The organism is Microbacterium sp. 71-36 (assembly GCF_001898305.1).
Lineage (GTDB): Bacteria > Actinomycetota > Actinomycetes > Actinomycetales > Microbacteriaceae > Microbacterium.
Map to the genome: position 1 here is coordinate 54,757 of NZ_MKTP01000002.1, position 13,051 is coordinate 67,807.

Sequence of the window (13,051 nt, forward strand, 5' to 3'; positions counted from 1 at the left end):
CTCAGGCTCCCTTGCCGAAGGTGGGGTTGTGGGCCGGGCCGAGCGTGATGTGCACGGCCTGCTGGTCGGTGTAGAAGTCGATCGAGCGGTAGCCGCCCTCGTGCCCGAGGCCCGAGGCCTTCACGCCGCCGAAGGGGGTGCGGAGGTCGCGGACGTTGTTGGAGTTCAGCCACACCATGCCGGCCTCGACGTTCTGCGCGAACAGGTGCGCCCTCTTCAGGTCGTTGGTCCAGACGTAGGCGGCCAGGCCGTACTTCGTGTTGTTCGCGAGGGCCAGGGCTTCCTCATCGGTGTCGAACGGGGTGATCGCCACGACCGGGCCGAAGATCTCCTCCTGGAAGATCCGCGCGTCGGGGGCGACGTCGGCGAACACCGTGGGGCGGACGAAGTTCCCCTCCGGGAACTCCTCGGGGCGGCCGCCGCCGGCGACCAGGCGTCCCTCGGTCTTGCCCAGCTCGACGTACGACATGACCTTGGCGTAGTGCTCGGGGTGCACGAGTGCGCCCACCTCGGTCGCGGGGTCGTCGGGGAGGCCCACCTTCACACGATCGGCCTGGGCGGCGTAGCGCGCGACGAACTCGTCGTACACCTCGCGCTGGACGAGGATGCGGCTGCCCGCGGTGCAGCGCTCGCCGTTGAGGGAGAACACCCCGAAGATGGTGGCGTCGATCGCGGCGTCCAGGTCGGCATCCGCGAACACGATCGCGGGGCTCTTGCCGCCCAGCTCCATCGACAGGCCCTTCAGGAAGGGCGCCGAGTTGGCGAAGATCAGCTGCCCCGTCGAGCTCTCGCCCGTGAAGGAGATCAGCGGAACATCGGGGTGCTTGACGAGGGCGTCGCCGGCATCCTCTCCGAGACCGTTGACGAGGTTGAACACGCCCTCGGGAAGCCCCGCCTCCTCGAAGATCCCGGCCCAGAGCGATGCCGACAGGGGCGTGAACTCCGCGGGCTTGAGCACCACGGTGTTGCCGGTGGCGAGCGCGGGGCCGAGCTTCCACGACTCGAGCATGAAGGGGGTGTTCCACGGCGTGATGAGCCCGGCGACCCCGATCGGCTTGCGGTTGACGTAGTTCAGTTGGCGACCGGGCACCTTGAAGGCGTCGTCGGTCTGGGCCACGATCAGGTCGGCGAAGAAGCGGAAGTTCTCGGCCGCGCGGCGGGCCTGACCGAGCGCCTGCGTGATCGGGAGCCCCGAGTCGAAGGACTCGAGCTCCGCCAGCCGCGCGTCGCGCGACTCCACGATGTCGGCGATGCGGTGCAGCACCCGCGAACGCTCGCGCGGCAGCATCCGCGGCCACGGGCCTTCGGTGAACGCCTTCCGGGCGGCGGCGACGGCGAGGTCGATGTCGGCCTTCTTGCCCGCGGCGGCCCGCAGATAGGTCTGGTTGGTCACGGGGTCGAGCACGTCGAACGCATCGCCGTCGACCGAGTCGACGAAGCGTCCGCCGATGTAGTGCTGGATGCGCTCCGGCAGATCGGCCGGGACCCGGCGGGCGGTGGTGAGCGGGGTGGTCATGCGGACTCCTTCGGTGGAAGAGGTGGATGCCGGTGCGATGCGACGGCGACGGCGGTGTCGCGGCGCCCGCGGTCACGGCATCCGGGTCAGAAAGCGGGGAGGCCGAGCACTTCGTCGGGGTGCTCGTGGGTCATGTAGGCGTCGAGGGTCGCGGAGCGGTGGCGGCGCGAGGCCTTCTCGATCTCGGCGAGCGGGGCGCCCCGCTCGATGAGGACGAGGATGTTCTCGTGCTCGCGCACGGACTCGGCGGCGCGACCGGGGACGAAGCTGAACGTCGAGTCGCGCAGGTGCCCGAGTCGGGCCCACTCGGCCTGGACGAGTTCGAGCATGCGCGGATTGGCGCACTTCTCGAACAGGATCGCGTGGAACTCCTGGTTGAGAGCGGTGAAGGCGCGCGGGTCGAAGTGCTCGAGCGTCTCGACCATCAGCTCGTTCACCTGGCGGGCGCGGCGCACGTCGTCGCTGGTGAGGGCGCGCGCCGACAGGGCGGTCGCGGCGCCCTCCAGGATGCTCAGCGACTGCATGCTGAAGCGGTACGCGGTGTCGTCGACCATCGACACGCGCGCGCCGACGTTGCGTTCGAACATCACCAGGCCCTCGGCCTCGAGCTGGCGGATCGCCTCGCGCACCGGGACGACGCTCATACCGAGCTCTCCCGCGATCGTGCCGAGCACGAGCCGGTAGCCCGGCGTGAACTCCTGCGACGCGATGCGCTGCTTGATCCAGTGGTACGCCTGCTGCGACTTGCTCCGGCTCTCGGCGCCGGTGTGCGCGGTTGCGGGGGACGTGGCATCCATCAGTTCCGCCTCTCGCTCTCGTAGCGGGCGCGCCATTCGGCGTTCATCGGGAAGAGCCCGTCGACGGGATGACCGGATGCCACCTGTGCGGCGATCCACGCATCCTCCTCCTCCTGGGCGAGCGCGGCGTCGACCACTTCCTCGGCGAGCGCCGGCGGAAGGACGATCACGCCGTCGCCGTCGCCGACGAGGATGTCGCCGGGCTCGACGGTGGTGCCCCCGCAGCCGATCGCGACGTCGGTCTCCCACGGCACGTGCCGGCGACCGAGGACCGCGGGGTGGGGACCTGCGGTGAACACCGGGATGCCGACGGCGGCGACGGCCTCGGCATCCCGGACGCCGCCGTCGGTGACGATCGCGGTGGCGCCGCGCGCGTGGGCGCGGATCGCGAGGATGTCGCCGAGGGTGCCCGATCCGGTCTCGCCGCGGGCCTCGATCACGAGGACCTCGCCCTCCTCGACGGCGTCGAACGCGCGCTTCTGGGCGTTGTAGCCGCCGCCGCGCGCGGCGAAGAGGTCTTCGCGGTGGGGGAGGAAGCGGAGGGTGCGGGCCGTGCCGACGAAGCGGCTGCCCGGGGTGAGGGCGTGGACGCCGTCGATCGTGACGTCGTTCAGTCCGCGCTTGCGGAGCTGGCCGCTGAGCCCCGCGACGGGGACGCGTGCGAGCTTCGAGCGGAGCTCGGGGGTGAGGGCGGGCCGGGTGTCGGGGGCGTGGAGGACAGGAGAATCGGTGAGAACAGGAGAGTCACCGGCGGATCGTCCTGTTTCGGAACGACCGCCTGTTCTCGCGGCGGCGGCGGCCTCGGCCGAGCCCCAGGCCTCGGCGCGCTGGGTGTCGTCGGCCGAGGGGAGGGAGCCGACCGCGCCGTCGAAGGACCGGCCGCCCTGGACCACCGTGGTGCGGAGCCGGCCGGTCGAGAGCGAGCCGGCATCCACCTGCACCTCGACGAGGTCGCCGGGGACGACCACCGACGAGCCCGCGGGGGTGCCGGTGAGGATGACGTCGCCGGTCTCGAGGGTGAAGTGCTGCGACAGATCGGCGACGATCTGCGCGAGCGGGAAGAGCAGGCCGGCGGTGGTGTCGTCCTGCACGACCTCGCCGTTCACCCAGGTGCGCAGGCGCAGCGCGGCCGGGTCCACCGCCCGCGCGTCGATGAGCGCGGGACCGAGGGGCGTATACCCGTCACCGCCCTTGGAGCGGACGTTGGAGCCCTTGTCGTTCGCGCGCAGGTCGTACAGGCCGAAGTCGTTCGCGGCGGTGAGGGATGCCACGTGGGTCCACGCGGCATCCGGGGCCACCCATCGCGCGGGCTCGCCGATGATCAGCGCGATCTCGCCCTCGAAGGCGAGGAGCTCGGTGCCGGCGGGGCGCTCGATCTCGGCGCCCGAGGCGGCGAGCGAGCTGGACGGCTTGAAGAAGTAGGACGGCGCCGCCGGGCGGCGGCCGCGTTGGTCGGCGCGAGAGATGTAGGAGAGGTGGACGGCCACGATCTTGCCGGGACGCGCGCCGAGGACGGTGAACCGGTCGTCGATGTCGGTCATGGATGCTCCCTTGCGTCGTATCTGAAATCGTATACGATACGAACCACCCCAGCAACCTGCGCCTCGTCGCCGACGACGACGACCGAGGTGACGACGACGACGTCTCTAAGGAGTCCCCATGTCCCGCTCTCAACCATCGGGCCTGACGCCCACCGGTACCATCTCCACCTCGACGGACCGCCGCCGCGTGGTCTTCGCCACCGTGGTCGGCACCACCGTCGAGTGGTACGACTTCTTCATCTACGCGCAGGCCGCCGGCCTCGTGTTCGCCACGGTGTTCTTCCAGCCCGCCGGTCCCGGCATCGCCCTGATCCTGTCGTTCCTGACGGTGGGGCTGAGCTTCCTCTTCCGGCCGCTCGGCGCATTCCTCGCCGGACACTTCGGCGACAAGTACGGCCGCAAGACGGTCCTCATGTGGACGCTGATCCTGATGGGTGTCGCCACGGCCCTCGTCGGCGTCCTCCCCACGTACGCGGCGATCGGTGTCGCGGCACCCATCCTGCTCATCGTCCTGCGCATCCTGCAGGGGATCTCGGCGGGCGGCGAGTGGGGCGGCGCGGTGCTCATGGCCGTCGAGCACGCCCCCAAGAAGAAGCGCGGGCTGTTCGGGGCCTCGCCGCAGATCGGTGTGCCGATCGGTCTGCTGCTCGCCTCGGGCATGATGGCGCTCATGGCGACGATCGCCCCCGGGGACCAGTTCCTCGAGTGGGGATGGCGCATCCCGTTCCTCTTCAGCGTCGTGCTGATCTTCGTCGGCTACTACATCCGCAAGCGCGTCGAAGAGAGCCCCGTCTTCCTCGAGATCGCCGAGCGCCGCCAAGAGACCAAGACCCCGATCATCCAGCTGTTCCGCAAGCACGCGGTGCTCGTGATCATCGCCGCGTTCGTCTTCGCCGGCAACAACGCCGCCGGCTACATGTCGACCGGCGGCTACATCCAGAACTACGCGACCAACCCCGACGGCCCCCTGGGCCTCGAGCGCGGTCCCGTGCTGCTCGCCGTCACCGGCGCCTCGGTCGGCTGGCTCGTCTTCACCTGGCTCTCGGGGTGGCTGAGCGACATCATCGGGCGCCGCAACACGTACATCTTCGGCTGGATCGCGCTGGCGATCGGAGCGGTGGTGCTGTTCCCGCTGGTGAACACGGGCGACATCTTCCTGCTCTTCCTCGGGCTGCTGATCCTCACGGTCGGTCTCGGATTCACCTACGGCCCGCAGGCCGCGCTCTACACCGAGCTGTTCCCGGCATCCGTCCGCTTCTCGGGGGTGTCGATCTCGTACGCGATCGGCGCGATCCTCGGCGGTGCGTTCGCCCCCACGATCGCCACGGCGCTCGTGCAGGCGACCGGCAGCACGTGGTCGGTGTCGCTGTACCTCGTGGGTATGGCGGCCCTCGGGCTCATCGCGACCCTGCTGCTGCGCGACCGCCGGGGGATCGCCCTCGGCCCCGACGCCGAGCTGCAGCCGCAGGAGAGTCCGGTCTACGGGATGTCCAAGGCCTGAGCCGTCTCATCGGGGAACGGCCGGTGCTCCTCGCGGGGTGCCGGCCGTTCGCCGTGCTCATGGGGCGACGGTGACGTCGTCGAGCGGTGTGCCGGCGCGGTAGGGGCCGAAGAACAGGTCGGCGCCGTCCTCGGTGAGAGCGAGTTCGCGGCCAATCGCGCCGTCGAAGCAGCCGACCGTGGCGAAGGGCAGCCGCACCGCGGGGTCGTCGGGGTCGGCGATCTCCAGCGTCCACGCACCGTCGCTCTCGACGAGCGCCGGATCGGCGATGCGCACGCGCATCATGCCGTTGTGCCCGGTCAGCGTCACCGCGCCCGTGAAGCGCAGCGCGTGGCCGGGGAAGGAGAACCCGGATGCCACTTCCTCCGCGCCGTCCGACACCTCGACGCGTCCGTCCGGCATGCCGCGCACGTACGCCCGCAGCGACGACTTGATGCCCCAGGTCAGGATGGTCATCGTCCGACAGCTCCCCAATCGATCGTGCGAGCGAAGGCGATGAGGGCGGTCACCCGCTCGGGCGGTTCGTGCGTCGCCGACCAGATCACATCGATCCCCACCGGCTCGACGGTGGGGGAGATCTCCTTCGTCACGACAGGGTAGCCCTCGTAGCTCGCGGGGTTCGCGACCCTCTGGACGAGGATGCCGTACCCCAGCCCGCGCCCGACCAGGGTGCGCACCGCCTCGTAGCTCGTCACGCGATGACGGATGTGCGGGGTGAGCCCGCGTGTGGCGAACAGCGCCAGCGTGTGCGCGCTCGACGGGGGAGCATCGAGCAGGATCAGGTCGCGATCGACCAGTTCCTCCAGCCGTACCGTGTCGGCGGCGGCGAGGGGATCGGCGGCGCTCACGAGCACGTGGGCGGGCAGGGCGTAGAGCGTCTCGCGACGGGGGTGGCCGGGCACCAGGGTGTCGTACACGAACGCGACGTCGACCTCTCCGGATTCGAGGCGACCCTCCAACTGGTCGTGCGTGGCCTCGCGCACCTGCAGGTCGACACGGGGGTGAGCGCCGCCGAAGTCGTGCAACAGGGGCGGCAGTACGACCGGGGCGAGGGTCGGATAGCACCCGATCGTCAGGGGACCGACGAGTTCTCCCGGCGCCCCGCGCAGATCATCGACCAGTTCGCGCGCGTCGATCAGGAGGCCGCGCGCCCGCTCGACGACGCGGTGCCCGGCGCTGGTGAGCGAGACACCGCGCGCGCGGCGACGCACGGTGAGGGGTGTACCGAACGCGCGATCGATCTCGGCGAGGGCGTCCGACAGCGCCGACGGCGAGATGTGCAGCGACGCCGCGGCGCCGGCGACCGTCCCCGCCTCGGCGACCGCCACGAGGTACGCCAGCTGTCGCAGGGTGTACTCGGGGACCGGACCCATCGCGTAAACCTCGACTCCATCGATGTGAAACGGCGAATAAAACCGCTTTTGCCAGCGTATCGAGGAGCGCACACTGGTGGCATCCATCGACCGGATCCGACACGAGGAAGTGCCATGAGCCGTACCGCGCCCGTCGCCGATTGGGTGAGCATCCCCGATCTGTACCGCGACCCGTTCCCGATCTACGACCGCCTGCGCGCGGAGGGCGGAGTGCACTGGGTGCCGAGCGTCGGTCGCTATCTGATCACGTCCTACGAGGCGGTGCACACCACCGAGTTCGAACAGGAGACCTTCTCGGCGAACGAGGAGGGGTCGCTGCAGATCCGCGCGATGGGGCACTCGATGCTGAGGCGCGACGACCCCGAGCACTACCCGGAGCGCAAGGCCTGGCAGCCGGTGCTGCGCCCCGGCGTCGTCAAGCGCGTGTGGACGGACGTCTTCGAGCGCAACGCCGCCCGCTATCTCGATGAGATGGTCGCGAAGGGGCCCGGCGCGGATGTGATCTGGGACTTCGCGGCTCCCTACGCGGCCGAGAACCTGCGCGAGATCCTCGGGTTCCACAACGTGCACCAGGAAGACCTGCAGCGCTGGTCGCAGACGCTCATCTACGCCACCGGCAACTATGCCGACGACCCCGAGGTGTGGGCCAAGGGTCAGCGCTCGTTCGACGAGGTCGACATCGCCCTCGACGAGATGCTGCGGTGGCACGCCGACCACCCCGACCATTCGCTGATCTCGACGCTGCTGCGCATCCCCGACTACGAGATGCCGATCGAGAAGATCCGCGCGAACATCAAGATGACGATCGGCGGTGGACTCAACGAGCCGCGAGACGCCCTCGGCGTCGCCGCCTGGGCCCTGCTCACGCACCCCGAGCAACGCCGCGCCGTCGAGGCCGACCCCGGCCTGTGGCCGACTGTCTTCGACGAGGCGATCCGTTGGATCGCACCGATCGGGCTCTACTCCCGCCAGGTGACGCGCGAGACCGAGCTCGCCGGTGTCGCGCTTCCGGCGGGGGCCAAGCTCGGCATCTGCATCCTCTCCGCGAACCGCGACGAGACCGTCTGGGACGAGGCGGACCGCTTCGACATCCGCCGCGAGGTCAAACCCCACCTCGCCTTCAGCAAAGGCGTGCACGTGTGCCTGGGCGCGTGGGTGGCGAAGGCCGAGGTCGCGACCGTCGGTCTTCCCCGCCTCTTCGAGCGGCTGCGCGGCGTCGATCTGCACCCCGAGCGTCCGGCCGTCATCGGCGGGTGGGTGTTCCGCGGCATGCTCGAGCTCCCCGTCACGTGGGACACCTCGGCATCCCTCCCGCTCCCGCCCGAAGCCGTCGCGCCGCGCCCGACGCTGCGCGTGGCCATCGTGGGCGCGGGGCCCTCGGGCTGCTTCTCCGCGCAGGCGATCCGCCGAGCGTTCCCCTCGGCCGAGATCGACGTGTTCGACCGGATGCCGGTTCCCTATGGCCTCGTCCGCTACGGCGTCGCGGGCGACCACCAGGGCACGAAGTCCGTCGCGCGCCAGTTCGATCGGCTGTTCGCCGACGGCGGTGTGCGATTCCACGGCGGTGTGGATTTCGGTCCGAACGGCGATGTCGACCTGGCCGGCTTTCGCGCGGCGTTCGACGCGGTCGTGCTCGCCACAGGGGTGCACGACGACGTGCCCCTCGAGGTCGACGGCGCTGATCTGCCCGGCGTCGTCGGGGCGGGACGCATCACCCGCGCGCTCAACGGCCATCCCGCCGAGGCATCCGACGTCCCGATCCTCGGCGAGCGGGTCGTGGTCGTCGGGCAGGGGAACGTCGCCCTCGACGTCGTGCGTCTGCTCAGTCGGACCGCGGCCGATCTCGACGGCAGCGACATCGACGACGCGGTCCACGCGCGGTTGGCCGGGCGGGTGCGCACCCTCCACGTCATCGGTCGGTCCGCCCCCGGGAACGCCAAGTTCGACCCCGTGATGCTCCGCGAACTCGCCGGGCTCGATGGCGTCGCGCACGTCGTCCACGGTGCCCGTATCGACGCGGTGGAGCCCGGGAAGGACGCCCGGGTCGACGCGGTGCGGGGGCTGACGGATACCGAGGACGCCCGTGTGCGCGTCCACTGGTGGTTCGGTTCGCGCCCGACGCGCATCGCCGGAGAGGATCGCGTGACGGCGGTCGTCCTCGACGTCGACGGGGACAGCGTCGAGATCGAGGCCGACGACGTCGTCACCGCGATCGGCTTCCGGGGCGACGCCCGCTCGCTCGCCGAGGCGGGGGCGCACCCCGACGGGCGGATCGAGCCGGGACTCTATGTCGCGGGCTGGCTGCGCCGAGGTCCGCGCGGCACGATCCCCGACCAGCGCACCGACTCCCGCACCCTGGCGCGTCTGCTCGCCGACGACCTCAGCTCCGGGGCGCTGCGGATCGGATCGCCCGGCATCGGCGCCCTCGGCGATCTGTCCGGGGCGATCGACTTCGGCGGCTGGCGGCGCATCGATGCCCGCGAGACGCTCGCCGCGCCGCCCGGGCGGGTGCGCGCGAAGCTCACCTCGCTCGACGAGCTGTTCGCCACGGCGGGCGACCCGTCGATCGTGCTCCCCGACGTCGAGGCGGAGCGGATCCCGGGTGCCGCGGACGGGGGGATCGCGCTGACGATCCTGTTCGGCACGGAGTCCGGCAATGCCGAACTCGTCGCCGAGGACCTCGCACGTCACCTCGCGGATCGCGCGCATGTCGAGGTCAGAGACCTGGCGGACCTCGACCCGACGGAGATCGACGCCGGCCGCTCGCATCTCGTGGTGTGCTCGACCTATGGGGACGGCGAACTGCCGACCACCGTGCGCGAGACATACCGCGCGCTGGTGAGTGACCGGCCGGACCTCTCCCGGCTGCGCTACGGGGTGCTCGGCCTCGGTGACCGCAGTTACACCAAGACATACTCGCGCGGCAGCGAGCTCCTCGACGAGGCTCTTACGGCGTGCGGCGCGCAGCGGGTGGGCGAGTACGGCCGCCACGACGCCGGCGGCCCCGTGGAGGCCACCGAAGTTGCGCGGGAGTGGGCCGACGGCGTGGTGGCCGAGATGCTCACCCGGGATGCCGTGGTCCGCCGGGGCTGACGCGCACCGGCGTGCGCGCGCCGAACTCCGGAGATTCCGTGCTCGCGCGGGCTGAACCTGGGGCCCAGCGGGTGGAACGTGCGGTTTCTCCGGAGTCCGGCCCGGGGAGGGCGGCTGGTGGGCGTCAGATCGCCCGACCCGGGGTCAGGATGCCACGGGGGTCGAGCGCGGCCTTGATCGCGCGTTGCACGTCGAGGGCGGCGGCATCCTGCTGCCAGGGGAGTTCGTGACGCTTGACCGAGCCGATGCCGTGCTCGCCGGAGATCGTCCCGCCCAGCGACAGGGCGAGGCGCGTGATGTCGTCGATGACCCGTTCGGCGGCGGCGTACTCCTCGGGCGTCTCGCCCGCCTCGACCGTGGGGTGCAGGTTGCCGTCGCCGGCGTGCGCGACCACAGCGATACGGCGACCGTGGCGCACCGTGAGCTCGCCGATGCCGCGGAACACCGTCGCGAGCTGCGCCACCGGCACACCCACGTCGCACGAGACGCGGAGCCCCTGGGCGGTGAGCGCGGGGTTCGCGAGCCGGCGCGCTTCGAGCAGGCTGTCGGAGTCCGAGATCTCGGTCTCGACGGCGCCGTGGCGACGGCAGATCTGCGCGATGGCCTCGGCCGTCTCCTTGGCGGCGAGGCCCACCGTCTGCCCGACGAGCATCGCGGCGCCGGGCGAGGGGAGACCGCTGGGGTGGAACGCCTCGATGATCTCGACGCTGCGCGCGTCGATGAGCTCGAGCACCTCGGGCGCGGCCGGCCCCGAGACGATCGCCGTGACCGCGCGTCCGGCCTCCTCGATGTCGTCGAAGCTCGCGCGGAACGTGCGCGGCTTCCCCGGCGGCACCGGCTTCAGGCGGACGGTCGCCGCCGTGATGACGCCGAGCGTCCCCTCGGAGCCCGTGAACAGGCTCGTGAGGTCGTAGCCGGTGGTGTTCTTGCGCGTGCGGGCACCGGTGCGCATGACCCGGCCGTCGGCGAGCACTATTTCGAGCGCGGCGACGACGTCGGTCGTCACCCCGTGCGCGATGCAGCGCAGCCCCCCGGCGTTCGTCGCGATGTTGCCGCCGATCGTCGACCACTGCGCGCTCGCCGGATCGGGTGGGAAGAACAGGCCTCGCGCGAGGGCGGCGGCATCCAGGTCGGCGGTCACGACCCCGGCCTCGACGTCGGCGAGACGGTTGTCGACGTCGATGTCGAGGATGCGGTTCATCGCCTCGAGGGAGATGACCAGGCCGCCGGGGTACGCGACGGCGCCGCCCGAGAGACCCGTGCCCGCTCCGCGGACGGAGACCCGGATGCCACGGGCGTTCGCCCACGCCAGGGCCGTGGACACGTCGTCGGTCGAGGTCGCCCGCGCCACGGCGATCGGAAGCCCCTCCGGCTGCGCACGCGAGCTGTCGCCGGCGTAAGCGGCGAGGCTGTCGGCATCCTCGAGAAGGCGCTCGCCGAGCGCGGTGCGGAGCTCGTCGAGGTCGACGGCGCTCACGAGTTCACCTTGATGATCTCGCGCTGGTACGGCGCGATCACGTCGCCGCTGATGCGCAGGTCGAGCAGCAGGAACGGACGGTCCTCGGGGTCGCGGGCCGTCCAGCCGGCCACGGCGTCGAGATCGGCGACCTCCCGGACGACCACGCCCTCCGCGCCGAAGCCGCGGGCGACGGCGGCGAAGTCGACCTCGGGGATGAGCATCGGCTCGCGGGCCAGCCCCTTCAGGCCGTACAGGTTGACTTCGGCGCCGTAGGCCGCGTCGTTCCACACGACGGCGATGCCGTGTCCGCGGGCGGAGCGCACGGCGCTCTCGAGATCGGCGATGGCCATGAGCCCGCCGCCGTCGCCCGTGGTGAGCACGACGGTGGACTCCGGGCGGGCCGCGATGGCGCCCGCGACCGAGGGGAAGCCGAGACCGATCGACTGGTAGGCGGTGCCGATCATCATCACGCGGTCGGGGGAGGCGACGGGCCAGTACATGTTCGACCAGCCGAGGAAGTGCCCGCCGTCCGAGACGACCACGCGATCCTCCGGCAGCAGCTCCGCGAGCCGCGCGGCGGCGGAGCGGGGATCGAGGCGGCCGTCCGGGGCGATGCCGTCCCCCGGGTCCTGCGCGCGCAGCGGTGCGATGTCGATGCGTTCGCGCCAGCCCGACGCGGAGGCGCCGCGCGCGCGGAGCCGCTCGACGAGCGCCTCGGCCGCGATCGCGGCATCCCCTCGCACGAATCCGCCGACCTGTGCGTGGGTGGCGGTCGCGGTGACGTCGATCTGGAACACGGCGGTGTCGGGGGCGAAGAGCTCGCCGAATCGCATCGTGAACTGGTTGAGACCCGCCCCGAAGACCACCGCGACATCGGCCTCGCGCACGAGCCGCATGGCGCCCTCGGCTCCGAAGCCGCCCGTGACGCCGAGGTCGTAGCGGGCGTCGGGGAAGATCCCCCGCCCGAGAGCGGTGGATGCCGTGACCGCGCCGGTCGCCTCGGCGAGACGCCCGAGCGCGTCACCGGCGTGCGCGAGCCACGCCCCGCGACCGGCGAGCAGGAACGGACGTTCGGCGGATGCCAGGGCGTCGGCGATGCGGTCGAGGGCGGCCTCGGAGGCGGGTCCGCGCGGCGCGAGCGGGGCGGGCAGCGTCACCGTTCCGGCATCCGTCAGCGGACCCGCCTCGCGCGTGACGACGTCGTACGGGATCGCCAGCACGACCGGCACGCGGTAGGTCAGCGCGTGCTCGAGGGCGATGAGGACGGTGGCCGTCGCATCCCGGTCGCCCACCGTGTAGGTGCGCACGCCCACCGCCGAGGCGAGCGCGACCTGGTCGACACCCCACGGGCGCGGCCCCGAGGTGGGCTCGTCGCCCACGACGAGGAGGAGGGGGATGCGGGCCTGGGCCGACTCGGCCAGCGCCGTGAGGGTGTTGGTGAAGCCCGCGCCGTAGGTGGCGGTCGCGGCGGCGAGACGTCCCGAGGCGCGATAGTGGGCGTCGGCGGCGACGACTCCGCCGGACTCGTGCCGCATCGCGGTGAAGGGAAGGTCGGTCTCGCGGTGCAGCACGTCGAGGAAGTGCGCGTTCCCGTTTCCCATCACCCCGAAGACGTGGTGGAGGTGGCGGGCGAGGGTGTGCGCGACGTGGGCGGAGACGGAGGGCATGGCGAAGGTGGCCTTTCGAGACGAACGGAATGGATGCCGTATGTGTCTCGCGCCCTTCGCGCTACGTGCCCCTTTTTCGAGCAGCGACGCACGACCTCGTGCGC

The 13,051-nt window shown here is 71.4% G+C and carries 9 protein-coding genes; 2 read left to right on the forward strand and 7 right to left on the reverse strand.

Features of this window, described 5'->3' with window-relative positions; all coding sequences use genetic code 11:
* Window position 1: 1 nt before the first annotated feature.
* From hpaE to BGO45_RS08940, 3 genes are all read right to left on the reverse strand, one after another.
* On the reverse strand, window positions 2-1,516 hold the full coding sequence (gene hpaE / locus BGO45_RS08930; protein WP_292693080.1) for a 5-carboxymethyl-2-hydroxymuconate semialdehyde dehydrogenase: 1,515 nt from the start codon (window positions 1,514-1,516) through the stop codon (window positions 2-4).
* An 86-nt stretch (window positions 1,517-1,602) separates the two neighbouring features.
* Window positions 1,603-2,313, reverse strand: coding sequence for a GntR family transcriptional regulator (locus tag BGO45_RS08935; protein ID WP_076491106.1), 711 nt, complete (start codon window positions 2,311-2,313; stop codon window positions 1,603-1,605).
* On the reverse strand, window positions 2,313-3,854 hold the full coding sequence (locus BGO45_RS08940; protein ID WP_292693083.1) for a fumarylacetoacetate hydrolase family protein: 1,542 nt from the start codon (window positions 3,852-3,854) through the stop codon (window positions 2,313-2,315). The genes BGO45_RS08935 and BGO45_RS08940 overlap by 1 nt, the downstream gene beginning before the upstream one ends.
* 118 nt (window positions 3,855-3,972) lie before the next feature.
* On the opposite strand from BGO45_RS08940, the gene BGO45_RS08945 reads away from it, so the two are divergent.
* A complete protein-coding gene (locus BGO45_RS08945) occupies window positions 3,973-5,355 on the forward strand; it encodes an MFS transporter (protein WP_292693086.1) in 1,383 nt (460 codons plus the stop codon).
* Window positions 5,356-5,412: 57 nt separating this feature from the next.
* Here BGO45_RS08945 and BGO45_RS08950 read toward each other — a convergent pair whose 3' ends face one another.
* Both BGO45_RS08950 and BGO45_RS08955 read right to left on the reverse strand, forming a co-directional pair.
* The gene (locus tag BGO45_RS08950) at window positions 5,413-5,811 is read right to left on the reverse strand and encodes an HtaA domain-containing protein (protein WP_292693088.1); all 399 of its coding nucleotides are present in this window, start codon (window positions 5,809-5,811) and stop codon (window positions 5,413-5,415) included.
* Entirely contained in the window at window positions 5,808-6,728 is a 921-nt protein-coding gene (locus tag BGO45_RS08955) for a LysR family transcriptional regulator (protein WP_292693090.1), read from the reverse strand. Before BGO45_RS08955 ends, BGO45_RS08950 begins: the two co-directional genes overlap by 4 nt.
* A 114-nt stretch (window positions 6,729-6,842) precedes the next feature.
* Between BGO45_RS08955 and BGO45_RS08960 the strand changes: the two genes are divergently transcribed.
* Window positions 6,843-9,821 carry a cytochrome P450 gene (locus BGO45_RS08960; protein WP_292693092.1) on the forward strand — a complete coding sequence of 993 codons (2,979 nt, stop codon included), beginning with the start codon at window positions 6,843-6,845 and terminating at the stop codon, window positions 9,819-9,821.
* A gap of 124 nt (window positions 9,822-9,945) precedes the next feature.
* Here BGO45_RS08960 and BGO45_RS08965 read toward each other — a convergent pair whose 3' ends face one another.
* The gene (locus tag BGO45_RS08965) at window positions 9,946-11,298 is read right to left on the reverse strand and encodes an FAD-linked oxidase C-terminal domain-containing protein (protein WP_292693095.1); all 1,353 of its coding nucleotides are present in this window, start codon (window positions 11,296-11,298) and stop codon (window positions 9,946-9,948) included.
* Window positions 11,295-12,947, reverse strand: coding sequence for a thiamine pyrophosphate-binding protein (locus BGO45_RS08970; RefSeq protein ID WP_292693097.1), 1,653 nt, complete (start codon window positions 12,945-12,947; stop codon window positions 11,295-11,297). The genes BGO45_RS08965 and BGO45_RS08970 overlap by 4 nt, the downstream gene beginning before the upstream one ends.
* Window positions 12,948-13,051: the final 104 nt, after the last annotated feature.